This is a genomic window from Actinacidiphila sp. bgisy144 (genome assembly GCF_057708105.1).
This window is the reverse complement of the sequence record NZ_JBYIRM010000007.1, coordinates 150,718-176,762: the sequence shown is the minus strand read 5'-3', so window position 1 is coordinate 176,762 and position 26,045 is coordinate 150,718. Positions and strand designations below refer to the sequence as shown.

Genomic DNA, 26,045 nt, shown 5'->3' with positions numbered 1-26,045 from the left:
CTGGTGGTCGGAGCACCAGCCACCGGCCTCGACTCCGCCTCGGCGGGGTGCCGATGATGAAGCATCGGCTTTACCCGAAAGCCGGAAATCAGGCCCGGAGAAGGAGGCTCGGGATGACGACAGAATTTCCCCGCCCCGAAGGCGCCCCCGGCACCACCGTCGACACCGTTCGCGGACCGGTTCCGGCGGACAGCCTCGGAGTGACGCTCTCGCACGAGCACATGTTCGTGCTCAGCCAGGAGTTCCAGACCAACTACCCCGCGCTGTGGGACGCGGCCGGCGGTGTGCGCAGCGCCGTCGCCCAGTTGCAGCGCGCCTACGACGCCGGGGTGCGCACCCTGGTGGACATGACGGTCATCGGCCAGGGCCGCGACCTCGACCTGGTGCTGCGCGTGGCCGCCCAGACCCCGCTCAACGTGGTCCTCGCCACCGGCGTGTACAGCCTGGACGGGGTGCCGCTGTTCGCGCGGTTCCGCGGCCCGGGCACCGACCTGGAGTCCGAGGACCCGCTCGTCGAGCTGCTGACCGGGGACATCACCGACGGCATCGGCGACACCGGAGTGCGCGCCGGGCTGGTCAAGTTCGCCTGCGAGAACGCCGAACTCGCCGCCCACGACCACCGGATGGCGGCGGTCGTCGCCGAGGTGCACCGCCGCACCGGCGTCCCCGTCGTGGTCCACTCCAACCCGTTCGAGGGCAACGGCGTCGACCTGGTCCGGCTGCTGGCGCGCGAGGGCGTCGACCCCGAGCGGGTGGTGATCGCGCACGCCGGCGACTCCCCGGACCTCGGCTACCTGCGCGCGCTCGCCGACACCGGCTGCATGCTCGGCTACGACCGGTACGGCATGGTCCCGTTCGCCCCCGACGAGCAGCGCAACGAGACCCTGGCCGCGCTCGCCCGCGCCGGCCACCTCGCCCAGCTGCTGGTCTCCCAGGACTACGCGGTGCACATCGACTACGTCACCCTGGCGCAGCGCCAGGAGATGTGGCCGGACTGGAGCTACACCCACCTGTTCGAGCGGGTGCTGCCCAAGCTCGTCCAGGAACCCGGCATGGACGAGGCCGCGGTCGCCACCCTGCTGGTCGACAACCCGCGGCGGCTGCTGCTGCGCACCCCGGTGCGGGCCGCCGCGCAGGAGGTGCGCCATGCCGTCTGAGGCCGTCGCGCCCCCGGCCGCGGGCGACGAGCCGTGGCTGAGCCTGGGCACCGACCTCCTCGTCGACGAGGAGCACGTCAAGTGCTGGGTGGAGCACGTGCCGCCCGGCGAGCGCCGCCCTCTGCACACCCACCGGCACCCCTGGGTCACCGTGGTGCTCTCCGGTGCGTACGTCGAGTCGCTCGACGAGCACGACAACCGGATCAAGACCGGCACCCTGATGAGTGGTCAGGTCGTGCACAACGACGCGTCGGCCCTGCCGCTGCGCCACTATGTCCGCAATCTCTCCGACCAGCCCCTGGTGATGGTCGCCATCGAGCTGCGCGAGGCGCAGCGACCGGAAGGAAGCGCGCCGTGAGCGACGAGCACTTCGAACCCCCCGCCGGCCCCGCCCTGGTGACCGGCGCCACCTCAGGACTCGGCACCGCCGTCGCGCGGGCCCTGGCCGAGCGCGGCTGGACCGTACTGGTGCACGGCCGCGACGCGCGCCGCACCGACGCCGTCGTCGCCGAGCTGCGCGCCGCGGGCCACCGCGCCCACCCCTACCTCGCCGACCTCGCCTCGCTGCGCGAGTGCGCCGAGCTGGCCCAGCGGGTGGCCGCCGACCACCCCAGCCTGGAGCTGGTGGTCAACAACGCCGGCGTCGGCTTCGGCGCCGACCAGCGCCGCCGGGAGCTGAGCGCGGACGGCTACGAGCTGCGGCTCGCCGTCAACTACCTGGCCCCGGTGGTGCTCACCCGGATGCTGCGGGCCCCGCTGCGCGCCGCCGGCCGCGCCCAGGTGCTCAACATCGGCTCCGTGGGCCAGTCCCCGCTGCCGCTGGACGACCCGCAGTTCACCCACGGCTACAGCGGCTCGGAGGCGTACACCCGCAGCAAGTTCGCGCTGGCCGCCTTCACCTTCGCCACCGCCGAGCAGTACGGCCGCGACGGCATCCAGGTCAACGTCTGCCACCCGGCGACCTACATGGACACCGCGATGACCCACGACTCGGGGATCACCCCCTGGACGAGCGTCGACGAGGGCGTTAGCGCGGTGCTCACCGCGGTGCGCGCCGGGCAGCGCGGCCGTACCGGGCTGTTCTTCAACGGCACTTCCACCGCCCGGGCGCACAGCCGCGCCTACGACAAGGGCTTCCAGCAGCGGCTGGCCGACCTCACCTCGAACCTGCTGTCCCGTGTGGAAGGAGTGGAAGCGGCGGTGTGGTGACCGCGGCGCCGGCGCGTTGCCGCTCGTCGACCATCGCACCGAGCTGCACCAGCACCCGTTCCTGGGCGATGGGCAGGTGCGTCACCAGCGTCGCCTGGATGTCGCCCAGGTGCAGCTTGACGTAGTCCAGCTCGATCCGGCCCAGCACCGGGTGGTCGAAGCGCCGCCGGTCCGGGTGCGCGGTCTCCACGCCCATGCCCTGCCACAGGGTGCGGAACAGCTCGCTGCGCTCCGCCAGTTCGGCGACCAGCCGGGTGAAGGACGGCTGCACCAGGCGGTCGGCGGCCTGCGCCCGGAACAGGGCCACCGTGTGCAGCGCGTGGTCCTCCCACTCCGGGTACAGGTCCTGGGTGCGCGGGTCGAACGTCATCAGCAGGACGTTCCGCTCCTCGGGCGGCAGCGTCTCGAACCAGGGGAAGAGCACGCACAGGCCCTCGTTCCACGCCAGCACGTCGAAACGCTGGTTGGTGATCAGCGCGGGCAGCGGGTCGAGCAGGCGCAGCAGCGCCAGGTAGGTGCCCGGCAGTTCGCGGGCATCCCGCACATGCTGCTCCGGGCCGGGCTGGGGCAGCTGACCGGCCAGCCGGAAGAGGTAGTCGGTCTCCACCGGGTCGAGCTTCAGGGCCCGGGCGAGGCTGGCCAGCACCTGCCGGGAGACCTTGATCCGGCGGGCCTGCTCCAGCCACGTGTACCAGGTGAGGCTGACCCCGGCGAGCGCGGCCAGCTCCTCCCGCCGCAGCCCCTTGGCGCGGCGCCGGCCGAACGGCTGCGGCACCCCGGCCTCCTGCGGGGTCAGCGCCTCCCGCCGGCTGCGCAGGAAACCGGCGAGCTCCCTGCGCTGCTGCTCCTGGAGGTCCGTCTGTCGCGGGTGGTCCATCACGTCACTTCCTGTCCGGCTCCGTCGGCGGCCCCCAGCAGGTCCTCGGCGGACCGGCCGACGCGGGTCACCACGGCGTCCGGCCGGACCCGTACGGCCGTCCCGGATCGTATCCGCAGCGCCGAGCGCAGCCGCGGCGACTCGACCGCCCGCACCGCGGGGGCCCCGCCGGCGGAGGCGGCCGGCGCGGGGGCGCCGCCGCCGAAGAGCAGCACGGTGTCGCCCTCGCCGCCGAGCACGTCATGCAGCCAGCCGCCCTGCGGCAGCGGCAGGTCGGGCAGCCGCCCGCCCTCGGTGATCCGCCCCGAGCGCCGCCCGGCGCCGGGATAGGTCAGGGTGAGCTGCGCCTGCCGCGGCACCACCACCCGGTCCAGCAGCCCGGCGTGCTGCGCACCGCGCAGCAGCGTGTCGCGCACCGCGGCCTTCCAGCCGGTCAGCATCCACAGCCGGGTCTGCTGGTCGGTGTCGCGCACCACACCGCGCGCCACGTGCAGCCGCTCGCGCTCCCAGTCGTCCAGGCACCGCTGGGGTGCGGCGCCGAGGACGACCGGGGCGAGCCGCCAGGCCAGCGCCGAGACGTCCTCCAGGCCCGTGTTGAGGCCCTGGCCGCCGGCCGGGCTGTGGATGTGCGCGGCGTCGCCGGCCAGCAGCACCCGCCCCACCCGCCACCGCTCGGCCATCTTCCGGTGCACCCGGAAGACCCCGGTGCGGCCCTCGCCGGCCAGGTCGAACGGCACCGGGCAGCGCTCGGCGGCGGCCTGGCGCACCACCTCGGCCGGGTCGGCCACCTCGGCGTCCGGGGCGACGCTGACGAACGCCCGGTACAGCCCGCCCGGCAGGCCGACCACGACCAGCACCCCGGCGGGTGTCATGAAGTAGTGCGCCTCGTCGTGCGCGAGGCTCGTGCGCCACTCGCCGTCGGTGAGCAGGAACTGCTGCGGGTAGGACGCCCCGGTGAAGGGCACACCGAGCCGGTCGCGCACGGTGCTGTGCGCGCCGTCGCAGCCGACGAGCCAGGAGCACTCGGCGCCGCGGGCGCCCTGCGGGGTGCTCAGCGCCAGCTCGACGCCGTCGGCGTGCTGCCGGAAGTCCTCCAGCCGCACCCCGAACTCGATCGTGCCGCCGAGCGCCCGGAACCGCTCCCGCAGCACCTGCTCGGTCTGCTCCTGCGGGATGGACAGCGCGTACGGGTAGCGGGTGCCGCGCAGCTTGTCGAAGCGGGTACGGGCCAGGCGGCGCGGCCCCGAGTGGTAGTTCTGCGCCCGGATGACGTGGCCCAGGCGCGCCACCTCGTCCGCGGCGCCGACCCGGCCGAGCGCCTCCAGGCCGCGCGGCCACACGATGATGGCCTTGGCGTGCGGGTGCGGCCGGTCGACGCGTTCCAGCAGCCGGACCGGGACCCCGCGCTGCAGCAGTTCGCAGCCGAGGGTGAGCCCGACCGGTCCGGCCCCCACGATCGCGACGGGTGGTTGGGACATGGCCATCCTCTCCGTTTCCTGCTCTGTCTCCTGTGTGCTGTGCTGTTGCCGATCCGCCGGCAAGCGGGGTGACGCGCTGTCAGATCCCGCCGCCGGTGCTGATCAGGCCGCCGTCCACGGCGAGGGTCTGCCCGGTGACCCAGTCGGCGTCGGAGGACGCCAGGTAGGCCACCGCGGCGGCGATGTCCTCGGGCACGCCCAGCCGGCCCAGCGCGTAGCCGGCCGCGACGCTCTCCTCGCGGTCCTCGTAGAGCTTGGCCGCGAAGCGGGTCCTGACCACGGCGGGGGCGACGGCGTTGACCCGTATCCGCGGCCCGACCTCTTGGGCGAGCTGCGCGGTCAGGTGGATGAGCGCGGCCTTGCTGGCACCGTAGGCGCCGATGCCGGTGGCGGGCCGCAGCCCGGCGACCGCGGTCATGTTCACCACGGCGCCGCCGTGCGCGCCCATCCACGCGTCCCGGGCCCGGGCCGTCCAGCCCACCGCGGCCAGCACGTTGACCTCGAAGACCTTCCGCAGCGCGTCCGGCGGCAGGTCGAGCACCGGGCCGAACACCGGGTTCACGCCGGTGTTGTTGACCAGGACGTCCAGCCGCCCGAACGTGTCGAGGGTGCGGGCCACGGCCTCGGCCTGGTGGTCGGGGTCGCCGGTGTGCCCGCTGACCGCCAAGGCGTGGGCGGGGCCGCCCAGTTCCTCGACCGCCTGCTTCAGGGCGTCCTCGCGGCGGCCGGTCAGGCACACCCGGGCGCCCTCGGCGACCAGCCGTTCGGCCACCGCGCGGCCGATGCCGCGGCTGGCTCCGGTGACGAGCGCGGTCCGCCCGCGAAATCGGGTGCCGTCGTGGTTCACGGTCCTTCGCCTTCCTGGTCGGGAGCGCCGGGTGGCGCGCCGGGGCTGGGGGAACGGGAGTTGGGGGGAGCGGTGGGTGCGGGCCGACCGGGGCCCTGCGGCGTCAGGTGCGGGCCGCCTCGGGGAGCGCGGCGGCCTGCGCGGCCTCGGCTTTCTCCGGGATGCGCACGGCCGCCTCGGCCGGAACCGCCGCCTGCTCCCGGGTCCTGGACCCGACGACCGCGACGAGCACCGTGGCCGCCGCGCAGAACCCGGCCATGACCCACATCACCGTGTGCAGACCGCCGGTGTACGAGTCGACGGCGACCTGCCGGAACGCCCCGCGCGCCGACGGCGGCACGCTGCGCACCGGACCGTCCAACTGCCCCTGGTTCAGTACGGCGGCCAGCGCGGCCGGCCGGTGCCCGTACGTGCCGGTGAAGCCGTCCAGGCTGCCGCCCAGCCGCATCCGGGTGGTGGTGACCAGGAGGGTGCCGGTCACCGCGATGGCCACCGCCTCACCGCCCAGCCGCATCGTGTTGAACATCCCGGCGGCCATCCCGGCCCGGTCCGGGTGCACCGCGGAGACCGCGGCGCCGTCCTGCACGCCGAAGGCGATCCCGACCCCGATCCCGATCAGCGCGTACGGGCCGAGCACCGCCCAGTTGCCGATCCCCGGGTGCAGTACCGTCAGCCAGGCCACGCCCAGCGCGGGCAGCCCGACCGAGACCGTGACCAGGTGCCGGATCGCGATCCACCGCAGCAGCGCGCCGGCGACCAGCGGCATGAAGACGGTGGGCACGGTGAGCATCAGCAGGTCCACACCGGCGTGCATGGTGGTCTGGCCGTTGACGGCGGTCAGGTAGCTCGGCAGGTAGACCAGCAGCGGCGTGAAGCCCGCGACCATCGCGACCGTCGCCACGCACAGCGAGGCGAACCGCGGCTGCCGCAGCAGCGACAGGTCGGCCATCGGCCGCCGCTGCCGCGTCTCGACCACCACGAACGCGGTGAACAGCAGCACGCACACCACGTACGCGGCGAGGTTGAAGGCCGACGCCCAGCCCCACTGCGGCCCCTCCAGCAGCGCCGCGATCAAGGTCGCCAGCGCGCCGGTGAGGGTGAAGGTGCCCGCCCAGTCCACCCGGGTGGACTCCGGGTCGCGGGACTCCGGCAGCAGGGTGGCCAGCGCCACCACGCCGGCCCCGACGATCGCGGGCAGCAGGAAGACCGCCCGCCAGCCGAGCGTGGTGGACAGCACCCCGGACACGAACGGGCCGAACGCCTGCCCGATGCCGACCGTGGTGCCGAAGACGGCGAACGCCCGGGCCCGGGCCGGGCCGTCGAAGGTGTTGGCCAGCACCGCGCTGCCGGAGGTGAGGACGGCGCCCGCGCCGATCCCGGCCACGGCCCGGGCCAGGTCGAGCATGAGGATGCCGCCGGCCAGCGCGGACAGCAGCGAGCAGAACGCGAACACGGCGCTGCCCACCAGGAAGACCCGCCGCCGGCCGAACCTGTCGGCGAACGCGCCGCTGGCGAGCATGAAGCTGGCGAACGTGAGGTCGTAGCCGTTCACGATCCACTGGTTGGAGGCCAGGCTGTTGTGGAAATCCGCGGCCACCCCTGGCATCGCCACCGAAGCACCGGTCAGCGAGATGGGCAGAAGCAGGCAGGCCAGCACCACTGTGACCAGGATGACGGCCGGGTGCCGTGCCGGTGCCGATGTGGCTTTCATCGACTTCCCCTCGGAAAGAGACTCGTGCGGTGAATTCGCATCGTGTTTCGACCCTAGGAGCGCGGCGCCCCGGGGTGAATTCCGCTTCGGATACCCCCGGATACCACTTTCGGGTAATCCCGCAGGCCGGGCGGAGGAGTACCCCGGTGCCGGCGCGCCAGCTACCGGGGGTACCGGATTCCGCCCGGCCGGGGTGGCACATGTGCTGGCATCAGCGGCACCACGCCCGCCGCCGCGTACGGCGCCAGGATGGGAGCCCCAGCGGAAGCACGAGGAGGAGAAATGACCGACACGTCGTCACGACGACTGCCCCGCGCCATGCTCGGCGGCGTCCTTGAGGTCTCCGCGGTCGGACTCGGCTGCATGGGCATGGCGGAGTTCTACGGCCGCACGGACGAGGCCGAGTCGATCCGCACCATCCACGGCGCCCTGGACCTGGGCATGGACTTCCTGGACACCGCCGCGATGTACGGCGCCGGGCGCAGCGAGGAGATCGTCGGCAAGGCGCTGGCCGGCGGGCGGCGCGAGCGGGTGGTGCTGGCCACCAAGTGCGGCCTGGTGCGCACCGCCGACGGGGTGCGGGTGGACGGCCGCCCCGAGCAGATCCGGCGGGACATCGAGGAGAGCCTGCGCCGGCTGCGGACCGACCGCGTCGACCTGTACTACCTGCACCGGATCGACCCGCAGGTGCCCGTGGAGGAGTCGGTGGGCGCGATGGCGGAGCTGGTGCGGGCCGGCAAGGTGCGCTACCTGGGGCTGTCCGAGGCCGGTGCGGCCACGGTCAAGCGCGGGCACGCGGTCCACCCGATCACCGCGGTGCAGAGCGAGTACTCCCTGGCCAGCCGCGACCCGGAGCGCCAGGTGCTGCCGACGGCACGGGAGTTGGGCATCGGGTTCGTCGCCTACAGCCCCTTCAGCCGCGGTCTGCTCTCCGGCGAGGTCACCTCGCGGGCCGACCTGACCGACGGCGACATGCGCAGCGGGCTGCCCCGGTTCAGCGCGGAGAACCTCGGGACCAACCGCGAACTGGTCGGCAAACTCGCCGCGCTTGCGGGGGAGTTCGGCTGCACGCTGCCCCAACTCGCGCTGGCCTGGCTGCGGGCGCAGGACGTCGTACCCATCCCGGGCGCCAAGTGCCAGGACCACATGGCGGTGAACGCGGCGGCGGCCGAGGTCGTGCTCGACGCGGCCCAACTGGCCCGGATCGAGGAGCTGCTGCCGGTCGGCGCGTTCGCCGGGGAGCGCTTCCCCCCGCACCTGCTGGCCACGGTGGAGCAGGACTGACCGCAGGTCCGGCTGCCTGCGGGCCCGCCCACCCGGGGCCGGTCCGGCGGGCGGCCGGTCAAGCGGGCGACCGGTCAGCTCATGGCGAGCAGCTCGCGCCGGTTCGCCACGCCCAGCTTGCCCAGCACGTTGCTCACATGGTTCTTGACCGTCTGCCGGGCCAGGTGCAGTTCGGCGGCGATCTCGTCGTTGGAGCGGCGCGCCAGCAGCAGGCCCAGCACCTCCTGCTCGCGGGCGGTCAGCCGTACGTCGAGCTGCGGCTCGTACGCCTGGAGCAGCGCCTGCGGGGGCCGGTCACCGCGGTCCGGGCCGAGGTACCAGGCGCCGCGGCCGGCGGCGAGCAGCTCCACGGAGTGCAGCAACTGCCCGGCGTCCGCGGACCGGTGCACGAAGCCGTCGGCGCCCGCGATCATGCAGCGGGCCATCAGCCCGGGATCGCTGGACGCGGAGAAGACCAGCACCGACACCGGCCGGGCGAGCGCCTTCACCTGCTCGCACAGCGCGATGCCGTCGCCGGGCGCGGTCAGGTCGGGGTTGGTGACGAGCAGGTCGGTACGCCGCTCGCGTATCCCGCGCAGCGCCGCACCGGCGTCGCCGACCTCCACCACGACGTCCGCGCTGCCCGACCGCCGCAGCAGCGCGGCCAGAGCGTTACGCGAAAGGGGGAACGGGTCGGCCACCACGACGGTGCGGTAGCGGGACAGCGGCGGCGGCACAGCCTCAGTGGACATGGGGTTTCCTCATCAGGGTGAGTGGTGCCCGGTCCGTCGGCGCCGGCGGACGCCCTTGGGTAGGGGAACGCTAACCCCGCCCGCCTGCCGCGGAAGGCCCCGCTGACCGTAAGAGGAACGTGACTTCTCCCTTCTGCGCAGTGCCCGATGCCTCGCCGGTGGGCGGCCGATCTCCCGCTGGTGGCATTTCCCGTATTGGCGGCGGACGCGTTTCCCCGCCGGACTCTTACCGCGGGTTGCCGGGCCACCTGTTGGCAAGAAGCGGGTCGGCTATGCTGGGCGCAGCTCAGCGTCGAAACAGGGGCATGCACGCCGGCCTTCATCGGACACGGGCAGGGGGAGCAGCGTGCACAACGAACAGACCGACCAGGGCTGCCCGGTCGGCGAAATCGCCGAGCAATTCACTGCCCGGATACCGGAGTTGGTGGCGGGTTACCGAGCCCGGCTGCTGGCGGTGAACAGTCCGCTCGCGTGCGACCAGGCCGCGTGGGAACAGTGCGAGTTACAGGCCCTGCGTATCCTCGGCGACTGCGCGGGAACACTCGCCCGGGGTACGGCCACGGTCACCGAGACCCACATCAGCGAGGTGCTGGACCTGGGCAGTGAACGGGTCCGGCAGGGCGTGCACCTGACCCACTCGGTGCGGGCCGGCATGATCCTGTCCGACCTGGCGCTCACCGCGCTGGAGGAGTGCGCGGCGGGCGCCCCCGCGCCGCTGCTGCTCCAGGCCGTGCGGGCCCTTCAGAACGGCGTCGGCCTGCGGCTGGAGTCCGGTTCGATCGGCTACGACTCCTTCCTGCTGCACCGGGTGCGGGAGATCCACGACCAGGACCACCGCCGGCTCGCCCGGGAGATCCACGACCAGATCGGCAACGCGCTGAGCCTCGCGGTCCGGAAGATCGAGCTCTACGAGGTCGAGCGCGAGCGCGCCGGCGAGCAGCTCTCCGGGCACGTCCGACAGTCCAAGGACGCCCTGCTGGAGGCGATCGGCCGCAGTCGGGAACTCGTCACCGAACTGCGCCGGCCCGCCGTCATGGGCTCGCTGGAGACCGCGCTGAAAGGGTTCGCCGCCTCCCTCGGCGAGTCCGGCGCCCCGGTGCAGCTGTGGGTGCGCGGCCTGGACGAGTGGGTGCCGGCGCCGGTCGCCGAGGAGCTGTTCATCATGGTCCGCGAGTGCCTGCGCAACGCCTGGACGCACGCCGCGGCGCCCAACATCGTGGTGCACATCGACATCGCCCCGCACGAGATCCAGGCAGAAGTCATCGACAACGGCACCGGCTTCGACGTCGGTGCCGTGCGCTCCGGCGGCCGGACCAACGGGCTGCTCAGCCTCCAGGAACGGGCCGACCTGGTGGGCGGCACCCTGCACATCGACTCCGCCCCGGGCCTCGGCACCCGGGTCACCATCTGGGTCCCCATCCGTGAGGAGCAGGCAACTCCATGAGCACTGTCAGCGAGCCCGTCGGCGAGGACCCGATCCGCATCCTGGTCGCCGACGACCATGTGCTGCTGCGCGAGGCCCTGTGCGAACTGCTGGACACCGAGCCCGGGTTCGAGGTGGTCGCACAGGCTGGCAGCGGCACCGAGGCGGTGGCCCTGGCCGGCCGGCACCGGCCCGACGTGCTGCTGCTGGACATCGAGATGCCCGAGAACGACCCGCCGGAGACGGTACGCCGGCTCCTGGCCCAGCAGCCCGGGCTGCGGATCATCGTGCTGAGCATGTACGACGGGCAGCAGCTGGTGCAGAAGCTGCTCTCGCTCGGGGTGCGCGGCTATCTGCACAAGGGCGCCGAACGGCACACCCTGGTCTCCGCGATCCGGCAGTCCGCGGGCGGCCGGAACACCGTCACCATCTCCGTCTCCCCGGACAGCCTGCGCCCGGGCGCGGCCCCCCGGACCGGCCAGGAGGCGCTTTCCACCCGGGAGTTGGAGGTCATCACGCTGGTCGCGGAGGCGCTGAGCAACCGGCAGATCGCCAGCCGCCTCGGCATCACCGAGGGCACCGTCAAGCGGCACCTGCGGAACATCTTCGCCAAGCTGGAGGCGGTCTCCCGGATCGACGCGGTCAACCGGGCCACGGCGCTGGCGCTGATCCCGCAGCGGGCCGCCGGAGCAGGGGCCGAGCCCACAGGCCGCCGCTGAGCTACGGCGGCCGCTTCCGCGACCTCTTCCGCGACCACTACCGGCCGACGCAGTCCGCCGGGTCCAACCGCCGCCCGGTGACGTCGGGTTCCGCGTCGCACACCAGGAACTCCACGGCGGCGGCCAGCTCCTCGACCAGCTCGTCGACCTGCTTCTCGCCGGCCCGGCCACCCTCGCGCGGGGGCCGGTGCCCGGCCGCGGCCACGGTGACCGCCGACACCCCGAAGGGACCCAACTCCTCGGCGAGCAGCAGGGTGATGGCGTCCAGCCCGGCCCGGGAGACCAGTTCGGTGACATGCGGCGGCCGCGTGGACGGCGGCGGCACCACGTTCACGATCCGGCCCCGGCCGCTGTCCACCAGGTGGCGCTGCGCCGCCCGGCTGAGCAGCAGGGGTGCGCGCAGCCGGGCCCGGATCACCCCGTCCCAGTCCGACTCCTCCTCCAGCGGGCGCAACTGCCCCGCGGGCCGCACGTGCTGGGGAAGGTTGACCACCACGCTGGGCGGGCCCAGGGCTTCCACCACGCGCAGCACCGCGGCCTCCGCCTCGTGCAGGAAGCCGAGGTCGGCGCCGAACGCCCGTACCGACGCCCGGTGCTCGACCATCGCGTCGAGGGTGCCGACGCACCACGACTCCTTCAGGTCGATCGCCGCCACCGCGAACTGCCGTGCCGCCAGCCGCCGTACCACGGCGGCGCCGACGCCACGGCCGGCTCCGGTCACTATCGCCACGGGGTGGGGGGATGTCGACACAGGAATCTCCTTTTCCGGAAGCGCCGGCAGCCGTTCGCCCGTCCCGGCAGGGCTGCACCGGCCTGCGTGGTCCCACGCTATTCGACGGCGGAGCGCGCCGGGGCGGGGCTGCTCCGTAATCGGCGGGCCGATGCCCCGAAAGTGACATGCGCGCTGCCACCACAGCGGCACGCACCTGGTCCGGCAGCGGGTTCCCGGCCTGATCTCACCCGTCCTTCACCCGATCCGCACCCGGCCCTCACCTGGTCCGGACCTGCGGACATACCGCGGTTCCCGGTGCGGGCTACTCCTTTGGGCGAACTTCCCGTAACCCTTCCAGTGCGCCCGCGTGTGTCCCGGACGAGGAATATATTCGCCCCGGTTGCCCGCATAGTGTCCGAGCCATGCAGACGGATATCGCACTGACTCGAGCGGCTCGCCCGCAGCGAAACGGCGTGGCCGCATTCGCGAACCACGTGCACGGTTTTCTGCTCGAATCCCGGCCCGCCGTCCAGGTCGTATTCATGCTGCGCTTCTTCGCGGCGGCCGCGCTGTCCGGCGGGCCGGCGGACGGGCGGCTGTGGTGGGCCGCCGCGGCCTGGTCGCTGGCCACCATGGCCGTCTACGTCGTCAACGGCGTGATGGACGTGACCGAGGACCGGGCCAACGGCTCCAGCCGGCCGATCGCCCGCGGCGCGCTGCCCGCCCCGGTCGCCACCACGCTGGTCGCCGCCGCGTCGGTGCTGTCGCTGGCGCTCGCGGCCGCGGTCGACGCCCGGGTGCTGCTGCCGCTGGTGGCACTGCACCTGGCGTGCGGCTACGCCTACTCGGGCCCGCCCTTCCACGGAAAGCGCCGCGGCAGCACCACCGCGCTGCTGGTGCTGGGGCTGGGCGTGCTCACCTACGCGGCCGGCTGGAGCGCGGGGGGCCGGCACGCGGGCCTGCCGGTGCTGCTGCTGGGCGCGGCCATGTCGCTGTGGATGGCGGGCGTGGGGGCGCTGGCGAAGGACCTCTCGGATGTCGCGGGCGACGCGCTCGGCGGCCGCCGGACCCCCGTCATCGTCTGGGGCGAGGTGCGCACCCGGGCACTGACCGCAGTGAACGCGGTCCTGATCGGTGCCGGCTTCCTCACGGCGAGCCTGCTGCGGGCCACCAGCCTGGTCCCGGTGGCGGCGGTGCTGCTGCTCGGCGGTGCGGCGGTGGCCGTCCTGGTCGCCACCACCCGCCACGGCGCGACCCGAGCGGTGCGCCGACTGCCCTACCGGGCCTTCATGTTCACCCAGTACGCGGTCCAGCTCCTGGTGCTGGCCCGCTTCCTCCTCGGCCAGGTCCACGGCTGATCCGGCCCCGGCCGCCCTGGGGCTCCCCGCCGACCGCGGGGAGCCCCACCGGCGCGCCCGGGGCCGCCGTGTCAAGGGGATACGGCCCCCCCATCGGGCCGCTGACGGTGCCGCCGTCCCCCGCAGGAGCTACGCGGGAGTGCGCACTTCATGGTGACGATTCCGGCCCGCCCGCTCCGTAGCGTTCCGGTCAACCGCGGTGGACCCGCCGCGGTCGGGATCGGAGGGTGGCGTCGATGAAGCTGGTGTGGCAACTCGGGGCGGTGGCGGTGGTCGCCTTCGCCGGCGGGCAGGTCCTCGGTGCGGTGGAGGGGGCCTGGCCGGCCAGGTGCGCCGCCGGCGTCGCCACCGCGGTGCTCGCGGTGCTCGTCTACGGCTGGGTGGTGCGGCGGACCGAGCACCGGCCGTCACTGGAGGTCTCCCGGCAGGGCGCGGCCGGCGGGCTAGTCCGCGGCATGCTGATCGGCGCCGTGGCGTTCGGCCTGGTGATCACCGACATCGCGGGCATGGGCTACTACCACGTGCACGGCCGCGGCAGCGTGACCGGCGCCGTCGGCCTGTTCGGCTTCATGGCCGCGGCCGCCGCGACGGAGGAACTGATGTTCCGCGGTGTGCTGCTGCGGATCATCGAGGGCCGCTTCGGCACCTGGACGGCGCTGGTGGCCGTCAGCGCGGTGTTCGGCGCGCAGCACCTGACCAACGCCGACGCCACCGTGTGGGGCGCGGTGGCCATCGCGATCGAGGGCGGCGGGATGCTCGGCGCCGCCTACATAGCGACCCGCAAGCTGTGGGTGCCGATCGGCCTGCACTTCGCCTGGAACTTCGCCGAGTCCGGCGTCTTCAGCACCGAAGCCTCCGGCAACGGCGCGAGCAAGGGCCTGCTGGACTCCACCACGTCGTCCGGCCACGCGCTGGTCACCGGCGGCTCCTTCGGCCCCGAAGGCAGCCTGTACTCCGTGGTGTTCTGCTCGCTGGTGACGCTCGGCTTCCTGCTGCTGGCCCGCCGCCGCGGCCACGTCCTGCCCCCGCGCCGGCGCGTCGCCGCCGCCGTCCCGGCCGCCGCTACAGTCGCCCGGTGACCCAAGTCCCGATGCCGCAGCGGTGGCGGCCGTCCGCACGGTGGCGGGTGCCCGAGCGGTGGCGGCGGGTCGGCGCCGCCACCTGGTACGTCCCGCTCGGGCCCGGCCTGCTCGCCGCGTCCCTGCTCGCTGAGCCGCACGGCCACGGGACGCAGCTCGGCGGCGTGGCCGACCGCCACTTCGGCGCCCTGGCGGTCGTCACGATCGCCCTGGAGTGCCTGCCGCTCGTCCTCAGCCGCCGGTGGCCCGTGCACTGCCTCGCGCTGGTCTCGGCGGGCTTCTGCGTCGACCAGCTGCGCGGCTACCACTCGGTGGCCGGCACCGCGCTGCCGCTGGCCCTGCTGCTCGCGGGATACCGCGTGGGAGGCCGACGTCGCCTGGTCGCAGCGGCGTTCACCGCCGGCTACGCGGCGCTGGCGGTGGCGCTGGCCCGGATCGCCGACGGCGAGTCCGCCAGCGGCTTCGTGGCGTTCTACCTCGCACTGGCCCTGGCCTGGGGTGCGGGCGCCTGGCTGCGCGCCAACCGGGCCGCGGAGGCCGAGCGCCGCCGCCGCGTCGCCGAGGACACCCGCAGCGCCGAACGCACCCGCATCGCCCGCGAGTTGCACGACGTGGTGACCCACCACGTCACGGCGATGGTCGTCCAGGCCGAAGCCGCGCGCTACCTGACCGCTGACCCGGACCGGCTCGACCAGGCCCTGTCGGCGGTCACCGACACCGGCCGGCTGGCGGCCGCCGACCTGCGGCACCTGCTGGACCTGCTGGACCCCTACCAGCCGGCCGGCGACCGCACCCCGGTCGTCGGGCGGCTGGCCACCCTCGTCGAGCAGACCCGACGGGCCGGCCAGCCGGTGGAGTTCACCGAGGAGGGCGCCCCGCCAGAACCGGCCGGCAGCTCCGACCTGGTCGCCTACCGCGTCGTCCAGGAAGCCCTCACCAACGCCCTCAAGTACGCCCACGGCAGCCGCACGTCGGTCCGCGTGCGGCACGCCGGGAAGGAGATCACCGTGGAGGTCGGCACCGACCCGGGGCTCGGCACCGCGCCGACCGCGGCCCGCGCCGCCGGGGCCGCCCGCGCCGCGGAACTCGGCGGCAGCGGCCGCGGCCTGGCCGGGCTGCGCGAACGCGTCGGCGTCCTGGGCGGCGAGTTCAGCGCCGGCCCCGGCCCCGACGGCCGCTTCGTCGTCCACGCGCGGATACCCGCCGGGAGCCCGTCGTGAGCGCCCCGATCCGCGTGCTGGTCTGCGACGACCAGATGCTGGTCCGCACCGGCCTGGTGACGATCATCGGCGCCCAGCCCGACCTGGAGGTCGTCGGCGAGTGCGGCGACGGCCGGACCGCCGTCGACCTCGCCGGGCGGCTGCGCCCCGACCTCGTCCTGATGGACGTGCGCATGCCGGTGCTCGACGGCATCGAGGCCACTCGGCAACTGGCCGGCGCGGGCGTCGCGCACCCCGTCAAGGTGCTCGTGGTGACCACCTTCAACCTCGACGAGTACGTCTACGAGGCGCTGCGCGCCGGTGCCAGTGGTTTCCTGCTCAAGGACGCCCCGCCGGCCCGGCTGCTCAGCGGCATCAGGACGGTCGCCTCCGGCGCGGCCCTCCTGGACCCGGAGGTGACCCGGCAGCTCGTCGGCCGCTACGCCGCCCGTATCCGCCCCGCCGACGGACCGGCCCCGCAGACGCCGCTCACGCCGCGGGAGACGGAGGTGCTGCGGCTGATCGCCGAGGGGCTGTCCAACAGCGAGATCGCCGCGGCCCTCACCATCAGCCAGGAGACCGTGAAGACGTTCGTCTCGCGCATCCTCGCCAAGCTGCACCTCCGCGACCGCGTCCAGGCCGTCGTCTACGCCTACCGCCAGGGCCTGGTGACCTGATTCCGCCCGCTGACCGCGTCCCCCGCCGGCGGGGGACGCGGTCAGCGGGCGGACGTGCCGCACCGGCCGAACAGCGCGAGCAGCCGGTCGGTGTCGGTGCACTGCGCCGGCGACGGCGGCCGGCCGGCGCCGAAGAGCCCCGCGCGTTCGACATCGCCCAGCACGACCGGGGCCAGCGCGAGCAGGGTGCTCGCGAGGTCCGCGGGCAGCGGCGCCGGCACACCGGTCGACGCGCCGATGTCCCAGGCGTGCACGGCCAGTTCGAACGCACCGGTCAGCGCGGTCAGCTCGACGTCCCGCCGCCCGCGCGGCGCCCGCCCGGCCACCGTGATCAGCTCCTCGACCGCCGACCCGGCCCGGACGCAGCCGACGTCCGTCCGGGAGACGGGCACGGGGCCGCCGTCGCCGAGGAGTTCGGCCAGCACCTCGGCCGAGTCCGCGACGTGCAGCACCAGCGTGCCCAGGTCCCAGGCGGAACACGGGGTGGGGCCGGCCGGATCGGCCCGCAGGGCCCCGTTCAGACAGCCCCGCATGACGCGCGCGGACCGGACGAGGAGGTCGAGCGCGTGCGGTGCCCCGGTCATGGCCGCCGCGGCGGCAGCGTCAACGGCAGCCCGAAGCCCGGAAACAGCCCGTCCCCGAGGAACACGGTGATCCGCGCCACCAGCCCGTCGCGCGGCTCGACCACCTGGATGGCGTGCGCGGTGAACGTCCCGTCGTCCGCCTCGGTGTACGTCGCGACCGCCGGGTAGCCGTTCGCCGACGTCGCCAGGCCCCGGCGGGCCCGGCTGAACACCCGGCGGACATGGTGGTCGAGCACGGCCGCGCGGCCGCGGAACCAGACGGGGATCGGCGGCATCTCGTACTCCACGTCCGCCACGAGGAGTTCGGCCAGCGCCGCCACGTCCGCGGCCTCGAACGCCCGCAGGTAGCGGTGCAGCAGACCGGAGTCCAGGTCGGGCGGGGCGACCACCCGGTCCTGCACCGGCACGTCGACGGCCAGGGTCGCCCGTGCTCGCTGGAGCAGGCTGCGGACGACGGTGACGGTCACCCCCAGCGCCTCCGCCGCCTCCGCCGGGGTGTAGCCGACCACCTCGACCAGCAGCAGGGCGGCGCGCTGCCGCACCGGGAGCTTCTGGAAGGCGGCGACCAGCGCGAGCCGGGTGCTGTCCCGCAGTGCCACGACCGTGGCCGGGTCGTCCGCCCGCGCCGGCCCGGCGAGCGCGGACGTCGGCGCGGGCTCCAGCCACGAGACGCGGTCCAGGTGCGGGAGTTCGGCAGGACCGGCGTCGGGCACCCCGGTGCCGAGGCCGGAGGGGAGCACCCGGCGGTGGGTGCTGCCGAGCGCCGTGAGGCAGGTGTTGGTGGCGATGCGGTACAGCCAGGTCCGCAGCGAGGAGCGGCCGTTGAACTTCGGGTAGCCGCGCCAGGCCCGCAGCAGCGTCTCCTGGACCAGGTCCTCGGCGTCGTGCAGGGAGCCGACCATGCGGTAGCAGTGCGCGAGCAGCTCGCCCCGGTAGGGGTCGGCCAGTTCGGCGAAGGGGCCGCCGGTCGGCGTGTCGGCGTCACCTGACATCGAACTCCCCTTCCACGCCAGCAGACTTGGCCGCGGCGCCGTCGTGCGTCTCCGCGCCCGGCCCCGCTCCCGTACGGGAACCTGCACCCGCATCCGTACCCGCTTCCCAACGCTTCGCGCGTCCCGGCGCGAACAGGCCGGTCACCGCGCCGGCGAAGGCGAGGACCGCCGTCGTGGCGATCGCCGCGGTGAACCCGTCGGTGAAGTCCGCCGGGGAGCGGTCGCTGCCGTGTGCGGCGAACACCGCGGCGGCGACCGCGATGCCGAGCGCCCCGCCGACCTGCCGCACCGTGTTGAACGTGCCGGCCGCCTTCCCCATCGACGAGGGCGGCGCCGCGCTCATTACCGCGGTCTGCTGGGCCGGCATCGCCATGGAGGTGCCGACCCCGGAGGCCATCAGGGCCGCGGCCATCTCGCCGTACGGGCCGTGCCGGTGGGCCGCGACCGCCAGCCAGACCAGCCCGGCGCCCTGGAGCGCCAGCCCCGCCGAGATCAGCACCCGGGCACCGATCCGGTCCTGCAACCGGCCGGCGACGGGGGCGACGAAGAACAGCGGCACCGTCCACGGCAGGAACCGGACGCCCGCGCCGAGCGGCGAGTTGCCCAGGGCCACCTGGAGGAACTGGGCGAGGAAGAAGACGGTGGCGAACAGCGACGCGGTGAGCAGCAGCGCCGACAGGTTGCCGGCTGCGAACGCGCGGTTCCCGAACAGCCGCATGGGCAGCATCGGCCGGCGCGCCCGCAGTTCCCACCCGATACACGCCGCCAGCAGCACCGCGCCGCCGGTCAGGGTGCCCACCACCTCCGCTCCGGACCAGCCGGCCGCGCCGGAGCGGACCAGACCCCACACGATCGCGCACATCGACCCCGCGGCCAGCAGCAGGCCCAGCAGGTCGGGCCGGGTCGAACCGCCCTTCTCCTCGGTCAGCTTGGCCGACGCGACGACCAGGACGAGCGCGATCAGCGGGACGTTGATCCAGAAGATCCACTGCCAGGCAAGGCCCTGGGCCACCGCGCCGCCGACCAACGGACCGCCGACGACGGCCAGTCCGGTGACGGCGGCGTAGATCCCCATCACGGTGCCACGCCGGTGGCCGGGCGTCGCCGCGGTGAGCAGCGCGAGCGAGGCGGGCAGGATCAGCGCCCCGCCGGCGCCCTGGACAACCCGGGCGGCGATCAGGGTCCCGACGTTCGGCGCGAGCGCGCAGGCCGCGGAGGCCAGCGCGAAGACGATCAGGCCGAGCAGATAGGCCCGTTTGCGGCCGATCCGGTCGCCGAGTTCCGCGCCGGGGATCATCAGCGCGGCGAAGCTGAGGCTGAACGCGTTGACCGTCCACTCCAGTCCGGCCATGGACGCGCCGAGGTCGTGGCGGATCGTCTGGAGGGCGGTGGCGACGACGAGCTGGTCGAGGGCGACGATCAGGCTGGCCGCCGCCGTGGCGGCGAGTACCCAGCCCAGCGGCGCGGGCGGTCCCGGCCGCGCGGTGATGCTCATGGTGAGTGGTCCTTCCGGTAAAGGGGGCCTGGCGGTATCGACTCGCGGGGGCCGCCTCGTTCACCGGTCGGCGGGAGGACTCTTCGGGTTGCGGTCGGGTTGCGGACGGCTTCCCGGGCCCGCGACCGGTGAACCGCGCCCGCGGCCGGGGTCGAAGAAGGAGAGGACGCACACCGCCCCGGCATCCGGGCCGGCGCGGGAGACCCGACGGAGGCCGTTCATGAGCACGATCGCGATCATCAGGTACCAGGTACGCGCCGAGGCCGCCGAGGAGAACCAGCGGCTGGTGGAGAAGGTCTACGCCGAACTGGCCGCGGGCGAACCCGGCGGTCTGCGGTACGCGACCTTCCGGCTCGACGACGGCGTGACCTTCGTCCACGTCGCGCTCACCGAGGGCGCGGGCGACCCGCTGCGGACGGCGAGCGCCTTCCAGGAGTTCCAGCGCGGCATCGGCGACCGCGTCGTGCCCGGCACCCTCACCCGCGGCGAGGCCGCGCTCGTCGGCGCGTACCGCTTCCTCGGCGTGTGACGCGTGACGTGTGACGGGTCCGCCGCGGTGCGGGAGAACTCGCCGCGGAGGGAGGTGTGTTGCCCGTAGCGGCGGCCCGGGACGCTTTTCCCGGCCTTTTGGTTCCCCGGGGATTGCGGCGGAACGCGCACCTGGGAAGATCATGACGCGGGGCGCGGCGGGGGCCGTGCGAGGAAGCGCCCCGGCGGCCGTGCCGTTGGTGGCGTGCGGTCCGCCCGAGCCGTCAAGAGCGGGGAGCGATGGGGTCGTTGGAGGGCGCGCGCGGCGCGGACCGGATCGCACGGGCCGAACGGGCCCGCGAGGCGCAGCGAAGGCGGCACCCGCTCACCGCCGAACCCCCCGAGCGGTCCCGTACGGCGTACGCGTGCGCGGGGCTGGCCGGGCGGGCGCCGAACGGCGGCCGTGACGTCACCACCGTCGAACTCGCCCCCACCGCCCGGCGGTTCACCGCGCTCCTGCTCGATCTGCTGATCGCCGCGGCCTCGCTGGCGGTGCCCGGCGCGCTCGCCGCCGCGCTCCAGTACGCGGTCGACCGCCATGGCCAGGGCTGCTTCCTGCTCGCCTTCTGGCTGCTCGGCTTCGGCTGGCTGACGTGCTACGGCGCGGTGTTCGCCACCCTGTGCGGCGGCACCCCCGGCATGCTGCTCACCGGGCTGCGGCTGGCCCGGCTGTGGGACGGCCACACCCGCCCGACCTGGCGGCAGGCGGTACGGCGGGCCCGCGCCATGGCGACCCTGGGCTGGCTGGTCCCGGGGGTCAACGTGGTGGTCGTGCTCAGCCGGCTCGGCCATGTCCTGGCCCGGCGGCCGTACCACCACAGCACGTTCGACACCGCCGCGCGCACGGTCGTGGTCCGCCGCCCGCCCGGCCGCTGACCTCGGGCCTTCCCCCGGACGCCGACCCCGGGAACTCACCACCGCCGTTTTCCGTCTACAGTCCTGTAGTCAGACATGGCTGGTAGGACGGCGCCGCGCGGCGCCAGGAAGGCGGCGGCCTCGTGAAGCGGTCCCGACACGGCGGCGGTGGCGGCGCGGGCAGGACGGGGGCGGCTGTCGGCGCCGGGGCCGAACTGGCCCTGTCCAAGGTACCCGAGGCCACCGCGCTGTTCTGGCTGACCAAGGTGCTCACCACCGGAATGGGCGAGACCACCTCGGACTACCTCGGCCGCGTCCTGGGGCCGGTCGGCGCCGGGGCGATCGGGCTGTTCGGGCTGGCCGGCCTGCTGGCGCTCCAGTTCCGCGCCACCTGCTACTCGGCGTGGACGTACTGGTCGGCGATCGTCATGGTGAGCGTCTTCGGCACCATGGCCGCGGACGTCGTGCACGTGGTGGCGGGCGTGCCCTACGCGGTCTCGGCGGCCGCCTTCGCGGTGATCCTCGCGGCGCTGCTCACCGCCTGGTACCGCAGCGAGGGCACCTTGTCGATCCACAGCATCCGCACCCGGCGGCGCGAGACCTACTACTGGGCCACGGTGCTGGCCACGTTCGCGCTGGGCACCGCCGTCGGCGACCTCACCGCGGGCGGCCTGCACCTGGGCTACTTCTCCTCCGGCGTGCTGTTCGCCGCGCTGATCGCGGTGCCCGCCGCGGCCCGGTTCGGCTTCCGGGCCGACCCGGTCGCCACCTTCTGGACCGCCTACGTGCTGACCCGCCCGCTCGGCGCCTCCTTCGCCGACTGGATGGGCGCCTCCACCGCCCACGGCGGCCTCGGCTGGGGCACCGGCCCGGTCAGCGGTGTCCTCGGGCTGCTCATCGCGGCGCTCATCACGCTGCTGTCCCTCCGCTCGCCGCAGCGCAAAGGCGGCTCCCCGAGCCCCCGGCCGGGGGTACGGGAAACCGCCTTGCACTGACCGCCGGGGCGGGGGTCAGGTCACAGCTCCGTGGCCGCCGCCGCTTCCGCCTCGGCCTGGGCCCGCGCCTGCGCGCCGGACAGCCGGCGCAGCGGGACCTCCTTGATCGTCAGCATCAGCAGGAACGCCAGCAGCGCGACCCCGGCGACGATGATGAACACCAGGTGCATCGAGTCGGCGAAGCCCTGCTTGAAGGGCGCCGCCAGCGCCGGGTCGAGGTGCTTGAGGAACGACGAGTCGGTGACCACCGACTTCGCGCTCTTCGGCGACAGCGCGTCCGGGTGCGCGGCGACCGCCTTCTGGAAGTCCGGGTGCGACTTGGCCTTGCCGAGGGCCGTGGTGATCTTCCCGCCGACCGTGCTGAACAGCACGGACAGGAAGATCGCGGTGCCCGCGGTGCCGCCGAGCTGCCGGAAGAACGTCGCCGACGCGGTCGCGGTGCCCATGTCCTGCGGCGGCACCGCGTTCTGCACCGACAGCACCAGCGTCTGCATGGTCAGGCCGAGCCCGGCGCCCATGAGCAGCATGAAGCCCATGGTCTCCGGCAGCGGGGTGTCCCACTGCACCTTGAAGTGGAAGAGCAGCATCGCCACGACCATCAGCGCGGTGCCGATCACCGGGAAGATCTTGTAGCGCCCGGTCCGCGACGTGGCCTGGCCGGTGCCGATCGAGGCGGCCATCATCCCGAGCATCAGCGGCAGCATCTCCAGGCCCGACCGGGTCGGGCTGGCGCCCTTCACGATCTGGAGGTACTGCGGGATCATCAGCAGCCCGCCGAACATCGCCATGCCGACGAGCAGGCTCAGCAGGCTGGTGCGGCTGAAGACGTTGTTGCGGAACAGCCGCATCGGGATCAGCGCCTCGTCGCCCATCCCGCGCTCGACGAAGATCCAGGCCACCACGCCGACGACGCCGATCACGTAGCAGAGCAGCGCGCGCGTCGACAGCCAGCCCCACGTCTCGCCCTGCTCGGCGATGAGCAGCAGCGGCACCAGGCCGACCACGATGGTCAGCGCGCCCCACCAGTCGATCCGGTGGTCCCGCCGGGTGTGCGGCACGTTGAGCACCCGGGCGACCACGAACAGCCCGATGATCCCTATCGGCACGTTGACCAGGAAGACCCAGCGCCAGCCGGCGATGCCCAGCACCGAGTTCTGCCCGGCGAGGAACCCGCCGATCAGCGGGCCGGCCACGCTGGAGGTGGCGAAGACCGCCAGGATGTACCCCTGGTAGCGGGCCCGTTCGCGCGGCGGCACGATGTCGCCGATGATCGCCAGCGCCAGCGACATCAGACCGCCGGCCCCGAGGCCCTGGAAGGCCCGGAAGACCGCCAGCTCGATCATCGAGGTGGAGAAGGTGCACAGCACCGAGCCGACGATGAAGATGCTGATCGCCGCGATGAAGTACGGCTTGCGGCCGTGTATGTCGGACAGCTTGCCGTACAGCGGCGTGGCGATGGTCGAGGTGATCAGGTAGGCGGTGGTGGTCCACGCCTGCTGGTTCAGCCCGTGCAGGTCGTCGGCGATGGTCCGGATCGCGGTGCTGACGATGGTCTGGTCGAGAGCGGCCAGGAACATGCCCAGCATCAGGCCGCTGAGGATGGTCAGGATCTGGCGGTGCGTCAGCCCGCCCGGCGCGGCGGCGGCCGCGGGCGCCGCCGGCTCCGGGGCCGCCCCTGACGGTGGTGAGGTCCGGCTGCTACTGCTCACGTGACGTTCTCCTGGATCTGACCCGGGATGCGGGCCCGGTGGCGGTGCTGAGGTCGGAGGGGGCGGCGGTGCCGCCCGGCGCGCCGGCGCCCTGCGCGGGGGCCGGCACGCGGTCGTGGCCCGGCGCGCACACGGGCCGTACGTACTGCTCGCCGAAGTCGTCGTTGAACCGGGCCAGCAGGCGGCCGAGTTCCCGGCGGTCCCGGGCGGGCCAGGCGGCGAGCGCCTCGGCCAGCTTCTGGTCGCGCTGCGCGCGGTAGCGCTGCACGGCGGCGAGCCCCTCCCCGGTCGGGGAGAGCAGGGCGCCGCGGCCGTCCTCGGGGTCGGGGCGCCGCTCGACCAGGCCCCGTTCGACCAGCGAACGGATCTGCCGGCTCACGGTGGACAGGTCGAGCAGGGTGTCGGCGGCCAGGTCGGTGGCCCGGCGCGGGCCGCCCTCGGCGAGCCGGCCCAGCAGCACCCGGTCGCCCCAGCCCTCGTCCCGGGCCCGCTGCTTCCAGGCGCCGATCAGCCGCGTCAGCCGCGCCATCTCGTCGCCGACGGCCGCGCTCTCCTGTATCACGTCGGAAGGGTCGGCCGCGTCCGTTTCGGTATCCGTCGCCCTCGCCCCCTGTTGTCCGATAAGTATTTGTTTGCCTTCAGCAACTTATATTAATTGCTGGGGGCAAGCAACTGAGTAAGCAGGGGCGTCCGGAAGCTACTCGATCGCGTCGTCCTGCGTCGTACTCACCCGGTGTACGCCCCTGAGCTCCGCGAGCGCCGACGCGAGCTCCACCACCGGCCGCGGGCCCTGCACGGTCAGGAACACCGTGACGGTCCCGCGCTGCTCCGGCTCGTGGTCGTGCTCGGCGGACAGGTCGACGACGTTGAAACCCATGTTCGTACAGGACTCCAGCGCGGTCCGCAGCACCCCGCGGCCGTCCTCGTAGTCCAGCCGCAGCCACGCGGGGGAGCGGGTCGAACCGGGGATGCGGGCGGCCAGCGGCGCGAAGCCGAGCACGATCACGAAGTGCGCGGCGGCCACCACCAGCGCCAGCACCGGCAGCCCCGCGCCCGCCGCCATGCCGATCGCGGCCGTCATCCACACCACCGCCGCCGTGGTCAGCCCGCGCACCACGTCCTGCCGGACGAAGATCAGCCCGCCGCCGATGAAGCCGATCCCGGAGACGATCTGCGCCGCCACCCGCGAGGGGTCCAGCACGGTGTGGCCGCCGAGCACGTCGCCGAAACCGTACTTCGACACCAGCATGATCAACGCCGAACCGAGCCCGACGAGCGTGTGCGTCCGCATCCCCGCGCTCTTCTGACGCACCTCGCGTTCGAGGCCGATCGCCGCCGACAGGACGAACGCGAGCCCCAACTCCCCGATCTGCGGCCAGCCCTGGCCGGCCGCTTCACCCCACATCGCCACATTCATCCCGTCACTGTAGTAACTGCCGCCGCGGCAACGGCATCCCCGCGCCCGAACATTCAATCGGCCGGCGCCTCCCGGACCACGTCCGCCGGGTCCTTGTCGTCCCGCAGCCCCAGGAAGCGGGGATGGCGCAGCATCCCGTCCCCGGTCCACTCGGTGAAGGCCACCTGCGCCACGAGCACCGGCTCCGCCCAGTGCGCAGCCCGCTCGCGCACCGGGTCGGCGAACGGCGACGACGGCCGGGCCAGCGCCTCCAGCCGCGCCCGCAACTCCCGCAGCAGGCGGTCGCGGTAGCCGGTGCCGACCTTGCCCGCGTAGCGCAGCGCGCCGCCCGCGCCGCTGTCGTTGTCGTGGTAGCCCACCAGCAGCGCGCCGAAGCCGATCCGCGAGCCCGACGGCTCGGTGAAGCCGCCCACCACGAACTCCTGCCCGGCCAGGCACTTCAGCTTCAGCCAGTCGTGCGAGCGGCGCGGCTGGTACGCGGCGTCCGCGCGCTTGGCGATCAGCCCCTCCCAGCCCCGCGCGCAGGCGTCCGCGAGCAGCGCCGGGGTGTCGCCGTCGTAGTTGCGGTGCGCGGTGTACCGCAGCGGGCCGCCGAACTCCAACGCGTCCCGCAGCAGCGCCTTCCGGGTCCGCTGCGGCACCCGGGTGGTGTCCCAGCCGGCCAGCGCCGGCAGGTCGAATACGTAGTAGTGGACCGCCACCGGGCTGGCGCGCACCGCCCGCGGGTCGGTCAGCCCCATCCGCTGCTGGAGCCGCGCGAAGTCCGTGCGGCCCGCCCGCAGCGCCACCACCTCGCCGTCCACCGTGAACTCCGCGCAGGGCTGCGCCGCCAGCGCCGCCACCACCTCGGGGTACGTCGCTCCCAGGTCCCGCCCGGTGCGCGACAGCAGCCGCACCCCGTCCGCGTCCCTTACGGCCAGCACCCGCACCCCGTCGAGCTTCCGCTCGAACAGCCAGCGGTCGTCGAACGAACGGCGGTTGCTCGGGGTGGCGAGCATCGGCGCGGGCG

Annotated in this window: 26 protein-coding genes; 13 read left to right on the top strand and 13 right to left on the bottom strand. The window is 73.9% G+C overall.

Annotation, left to right across the window (positions count from 1 at the left end; translation table 11 throughout):
* The first annotated feature begins 113 nt into the window (after positions 1 to 113).
* Genes AC3EVP_RS11075 through AC3EVP_RS11065 form a run of 3 tightly spaced genes read left to right on the top strand, consistent with a single transcriptional unit; the run spans position 114 to position 2,366 of the window.
* The gene (locus tag AC3EVP_RS11075; RefSeq protein ID WP_435128603.1) at positions 114 to 1,157 is read left to right on the top strand and encodes a phosphotriesterase family protein; all 1,044 of its coding nucleotides are present in this window, start codon (positions 114 to 116) and stop codon (positions 1,155 to 1,157) included.
* Complete coding sequence (locus AC3EVP_RS11070; RefSeq protein WP_435128600.1) at positions 1,147 to 1,515, top strand: cupin domain-containing protein; 369 nt, start codon at positions 1,147 to 1,149, stop codon at positions 1,513 to 1,515. Before AC3EVP_RS11075 ends, AC3EVP_RS11070 begins: the two co-directional genes overlap by 11 nt.
* On the top strand, positions 1,512 to 2,366 hold the full coding sequence (locus AC3EVP_RS11065) for an SDR family NAD(P)-dependent oxidoreductase (protein ID WP_335970533.1): 855 nt from the start codon (positions 1,512 to 1,514) through the stop codon (positions 2,364 to 2,366). Before AC3EVP_RS11070 ends, AC3EVP_RS11065 begins: the two co-directional genes overlap by 4 nt.
* Here the strand turns inward: AC3EVP_RS11065 and AC3EVP_RS11060 are convergent.
* The 4 genes from AC3EVP_RS11060 to AC3EVP_RS11045 all read right to left on the bottom strand — a co-directional run bounded on the left by AC3EVP_RS11060 (position 2,314) and on the right by AC3EVP_RS11045 (position 7,279).
* Positions 2,314 to 3,243: a helix-turn-helix transcriptional regulator gene (locus AC3EVP_RS11060; RefSeq protein ID WP_335970535.1), complete on the bottom strand. Its 930-nt coding sequence runs from the start codon at positions 3,241 to 3,243 to the stop codon at positions 2,314 to 2,316. The two genes, AC3EVP_RS11065 and AC3EVP_RS11060, sit on opposite strands and share 53 nt — an antisense overlap.
* The gene (locus AC3EVP_RS11055; protein WP_435128596.1) at positions 3,243 to 4,721 is read right to left on the bottom strand and encodes an FAD-dependent oxidoreductase; all 1,479 of its coding nucleotides are present in this window, start codon (positions 4,719 to 4,721) and stop codon (positions 3,243 to 3,245) included. Before AC3EVP_RS11055 ends, AC3EVP_RS11060 begins: the two co-directional genes overlap by 1 nt.
* Before the next feature lie 79 nt (positions 4,722 to 4,800).
* Positions 4,801 to 5,568 (bottom strand): SDR family oxidoreductase, encoded by a 768-nt coding sequence (locus AC3EVP_RS11050; RefSeq protein ID WP_435128593.1) that lies wholly within the window; start codon positions 5,566 to 5,568, stop codon positions 4,801 to 4,803.
* Between the two features lie 103 nt (positions 5,569 to 5,671).
* Complete coding sequence (locus AC3EVP_RS11045) at positions 5,672 to 7,279, bottom strand: MFS transporter (protein WP_435128590.1); 1,608 nt, start codon at positions 7,277 to 7,279, stop codon at positions 5,672 to 5,674.
* Between the two features lie 282 nt (positions 7,280 to 7,561).
* On the opposite strand from AC3EVP_RS11045, the gene AC3EVP_RS11040 reads away from it, so the two are divergent.
* A complete protein-coding gene (locus AC3EVP_RS11040) occupies positions 7,562 to 8,563 on the top strand; it encodes an aldo/keto reductase (protein ID WP_335970541.1) in 1,002 nt (333 codons plus the stop codon).
* Positions 8,564 to 8,637: 74 nt separating this feature from the next.
* On the opposite strand, the gene AC3EVP_RS11035 is transcribed toward AC3EVP_RS11040, so the two are convergent.
* Entirely contained in the window at positions 8,638 to 9,294 is a 657-nt protein-coding gene (locus AC3EVP_RS11035) for a LuxR C-terminal-related transcriptional regulator (protein WP_335970544.1), read from the bottom strand.
* A 346-nt stretch (positions 9,295 to 9,640) separates the two neighbouring features.
* Between AC3EVP_RS11035 and AC3EVP_RS11030 the strand changes: the two genes are divergently transcribed.
* A complete protein-coding gene (locus tag AC3EVP_RS11030; protein ID WP_335970545.1) occupies positions 9,641 to 10,738 on the top strand; it encodes a sensor histidine kinase in 1,098 nt (365 codons plus the stop codon).
* Positions 10,735 to 11,436, top strand: coding sequence for a response regulator (locus AC3EVP_RS11025; RefSeq protein ID WP_335970547.1), 702 nt, complete (start codon positions 10,735 to 10,737; stop codon positions 11,434 to 11,436). Before AC3EVP_RS11030 ends, AC3EVP_RS11025 begins: the two co-directional genes overlap by 4 nt.
* Positions 11,437 to 11,473: 37 nt before the next feature.
* On the opposite strand, the gene AC3EVP_RS11020 is transcribed toward AC3EVP_RS11025, so the two are convergent.
* Positions 11,474 to 12,187, bottom strand: coding sequence for an SDR family NAD(P)-dependent oxidoreductase (locus AC3EVP_RS11020; protein ID WP_435128585.1), 714 nt, complete (start codon positions 12,185 to 12,187; stop codon positions 11,474 to 11,476).
* 434 nt (positions 12,188 to 12,621) lie between these two features.
* On the opposite strand from AC3EVP_RS11020, the gene AC3EVP_RS11015 reads away from it, so the two are divergent.
* From AC3EVP_RS11015 to AC3EVP_RS11000, 4 genes are all read left to right on the top strand, one after another.
* Positions 12,622 to 13,506 carry a UbiA prenyltransferase family protein gene (locus tag AC3EVP_RS11015; protein WP_435128582.1) on the top strand — a complete coding sequence of 295 codons (885 nt, stop codon included), beginning with the start codon at positions 12,622 to 12,624 and terminating at the stop codon, positions 13,504 to 13,506.
* A 236-nt stretch (positions 13,507 to 13,742) separates the two neighbouring features.
* A complete protein-coding gene (locus AC3EVP_RS11010; RefSeq protein ID WP_435128579.1) occupies positions 13,743 to 14,585 on the top strand; it encodes a CPBP family intramembrane glutamic endopeptidase in 843 nt (280 codons plus the stop codon).
* Between the two features lie 11 nt (positions 14,586 to 14,596).
* A complete protein-coding gene (locus tag AC3EVP_RS11005) occupies positions 14,597 to 15,805 on the top strand; it encodes a sensor histidine kinase (protein WP_435128886.1) in 1,209 nt (402 codons plus the stop codon).
* On the top strand, positions 15,802 to 16,461 hold the full coding sequence (locus tag AC3EVP_RS11000) for a response regulator (RefSeq protein ID WP_435128576.1): 660 nt from the start codon (positions 15,802 to 15,804) through the stop codon (positions 16,459 to 16,461). Before AC3EVP_RS11005 ends, AC3EVP_RS11000 begins: the two co-directional genes overlap by 4 nt.
* A gap of 41 nt (positions 16,462 to 16,502) precedes the next feature.
* Here AC3EVP_RS11000 and AC3EVP_RS10995 read toward each other — a convergent pair whose 3' ends face one another.
* The 3 genes from AC3EVP_RS10995 to AC3EVP_RS10985 are packed head-to-tail and all read right to left on the bottom strand — an operon-like array spanning position 16,503 to position 19,532.
* A complete protein-coding gene (locus AC3EVP_RS10995) occupies positions 16,503 to 17,045 on the bottom strand; it encodes a maleylpyruvate isomerase N-terminal domain-containing protein (protein ID WP_435128573.1) in 543 nt (180 codons plus the stop codon).
* The gene (locus AC3EVP_RS10990; protein ID WP_435128570.1) at positions 17,042 to 18,037 is read right to left on the bottom strand and encodes an RNA polymerase subunit sigma-70; all 996 of its coding nucleotides are present in this window, start codon (positions 18,035 to 18,037) and stop codon (positions 17,042 to 17,044) included. Before AC3EVP_RS10990 ends, AC3EVP_RS10995 begins: the two co-directional genes overlap by 4 nt.
* Positions 18,027 to 19,532: an MFS transporter gene (locus AC3EVP_RS10985; RefSeq protein WP_435128567.1), complete on the bottom strand. Its 1,506-nt coding sequence runs from the start codon at positions 19,530 to 19,532 to the stop codon at positions 18,027 to 18,029. The genes AC3EVP_RS10990 and AC3EVP_RS10985 overlap by 11 nt, the downstream gene beginning before the upstream one ends.
* Positions 19,533 to 19,752: 220 nt before the next feature.
* On the opposite strand from AC3EVP_RS10985, the gene AC3EVP_RS10980 reads away from it, so the two are divergent.
* From AC3EVP_RS10980 to AC3EVP_RS10970, 3 genes are all read left to right on the top strand, one after another.
* Positions 19,753 to 20,061, top strand: a complete 309-nt coding sequence (locus AC3EVP_RS10980; protein WP_335970561.1) for a hypothetical protein — start codon at positions 19,753 to 19,755, stop codon at positions 20,059 to 20,061.
* Between the two features lie 239 nt (positions 20,062 to 20,300).
* Positions 20,301 to 20,936, top strand: a complete 636-nt coding sequence (locus tag AC3EVP_RS10975; RefSeq protein WP_335970564.1) for an RDD family protein — start codon at positions 20,301 to 20,303, stop codon at positions 20,934 to 20,936.
* A 122-nt stretch (positions 20,937 to 21,058) separates the two neighbouring features.
* Positions 21,059 to 21,910 (top strand): COG4705 family protein, encoded by an 852-nt coding sequence (locus AC3EVP_RS10970; protein ID WP_435128563.1) that lies wholly within the window; start codon positions 21,059 to 21,061, stop codon positions 21,908 to 21,910.
* A 20-nt stretch (positions 21,911 to 21,930) separates the two neighbouring features.
* On the opposite strand, the gene AC3EVP_RS10965 is transcribed toward AC3EVP_RS10970, so the two are convergent.
* The 4 genes from AC3EVP_RS10965 to ligD all read right to left on the bottom strand — a co-directional run bounded on the left by AC3EVP_RS10965 (position 21,931) and on the right by ligD (position 26,034).
* Positions 21,931 to 23,619 (bottom strand): MDR family MFS transporter, encoded by a 1,689-nt coding sequence (locus AC3EVP_RS10965; protein WP_435128560.1) that lies wholly within the window; start codon positions 23,617 to 23,619, stop codon positions 21,931 to 21,933.
* Positions 23,609 to 24,181, bottom strand: coding sequence for a MarR family winged helix-turn-helix transcriptional regulator (locus tag AC3EVP_RS10960; protein WP_335970566.1), 573 nt, complete (start codon positions 24,179 to 24,181; stop codon positions 23,609 to 23,611). Before AC3EVP_RS10960 ends, AC3EVP_RS10965 begins: the two co-directional genes overlap by 11 nt.
* Before the next feature lie 135 nt (positions 24,182 to 24,316).
* Complete coding sequence (locus tag AC3EVP_RS10955) at positions 24,317 to 25,036, bottom strand: MgtC/SapB family protein (protein WP_335970568.1); 720 nt, start codon at positions 25,034 to 25,036, stop codon at positions 24,317 to 24,319.
* 53 nt (positions 25,037 to 25,089) lie between these two features.
* Complete coding sequence (ligD, locus tag AC3EVP_RS10950; RefSeq protein WP_435128883.1) at positions 25,090 to 26,034, bottom strand: non-homologous end-joining DNA ligase; 945 nt, start codon at positions 26,032 to 26,034, stop codon at positions 25,090 to 25,092.
* Between the last annotated feature and the right edge of the window lie 11 nt (positions 26,035 to 26,045).

Coding starts and splice junctions, on each gene's coding strand:
- AC3EVP_RS11075 (WP_435128603.1), top strand. CDS start 114: ATGACGACAGAATTTCCCCGCCCCGAAGGCGCCCCCGGCACCACCGTC.
- AC3EVP_RS11070 (WP_435128600.1), top strand. CDS start 1,147: ATGCCGTCTGAGGCCGTCGCGCCCCCGGCCGCGGGCGACGAGCCGTGG.
- AC3EVP_RS11060 (WP_335970535.1), bottom strand. CDS start 3,243: ATGGACCACCCGCGACAGACGGACCTCCAGGAGCAGCAGCGCAGGGAG.
- AC3EVP_RS11055 (WP_435128596.1), bottom strand. CDS start 4,721: ATGTCCCAACCACCCGTCGCGATCGTGGGGGCCGGACCGGTCGGGCTC.
- AC3EVP_RS11045 (WP_435128590.1), bottom strand. CDS start 7,279: ATGAAAGCCACATCGGCACCGGCACGGCACCCGGCCGTCATCCTGGTC.
- AC3EVP_RS11040 (WP_335970541.1), top strand. CDS start 7,562: ATGACCGACACGTCGTCACGACGACTGCCCCGCGCCATGCTCGGCGGC.
- AC3EVP_RS11035 (WP_335970544.1), bottom strand. CDS start 9,294: ATGTCCACTGAGGCTGTGCCGCCGCCGCTGTCCCGCTACCGCACCGTC.
- AC3EVP_RS11025 (WP_335970547.1), top strand. CDS start 10,735: ATGAGCACTGTCAGCGAGCCCGTCGGCGAGGACCCGATCCGCATCCTG.
- AC3EVP_RS11010 (WP_435128579.1), top strand. CDS start 13,743: ATGAAGCTGGTGTGGCAACTCGGGGCGGTGGCGGTGGTCGCCTTCGCC.
- AC3EVP_RS11005 (WP_435128886.1), top strand. CDS start 14,597: ATGCCGCAGCGGTGGCGGCCGTCCGCACGGTGGCGGGTGCCCGAGCGG.
- AC3EVP_RS10995 (WP_435128573.1), bottom strand. CDS start 17,045: ATGACCGGGGCACCGCACGCGCTCGACCTCCTCGTCCGGTCCGCGCGC.
- AC3EVP_RS10990 (WP_435128570.1), bottom strand. CDS start 18,037: ATGTCAGGTGACGCCGACACGCCGACCGGCGGCCCCTTCGCCGAACTG.
- AC3EVP_RS10985 (WP_435128567.1), bottom strand. CDS start 19,532: ATGAGCATCACCGCGCGGCCGGGACCGCCCGCGCCGCTGGGCTGGGTA.
- AC3EVP_RS10980 (WP_335970561.1), top strand. CDS start 19,753: ATGAGCACGATCGCGATCATCAGGTACCAGGTACGCGCCGAGGCCGCC.
- AC3EVP_RS10975 (WP_335970564.1), top strand. CDS start 20,301: ATGGGGTCGTTGGAGGGCGCGCGCGGCGCGGACCGGATCGCACGGGCC.
- AC3EVP_RS10955 (WP_335970568.1), bottom strand. CDS start 25,036: ATGAATGTGGCGATGTGGGGTGAAGCGGCCGGCCAGGGCTGGCCGCAG.
- ligD (WP_435128883.1), bottom strand. CDS start 26,034: ATGCTCGCCACCCCGAGCAACCGCCGTTCGTTCGACGACCGCTGGCTG.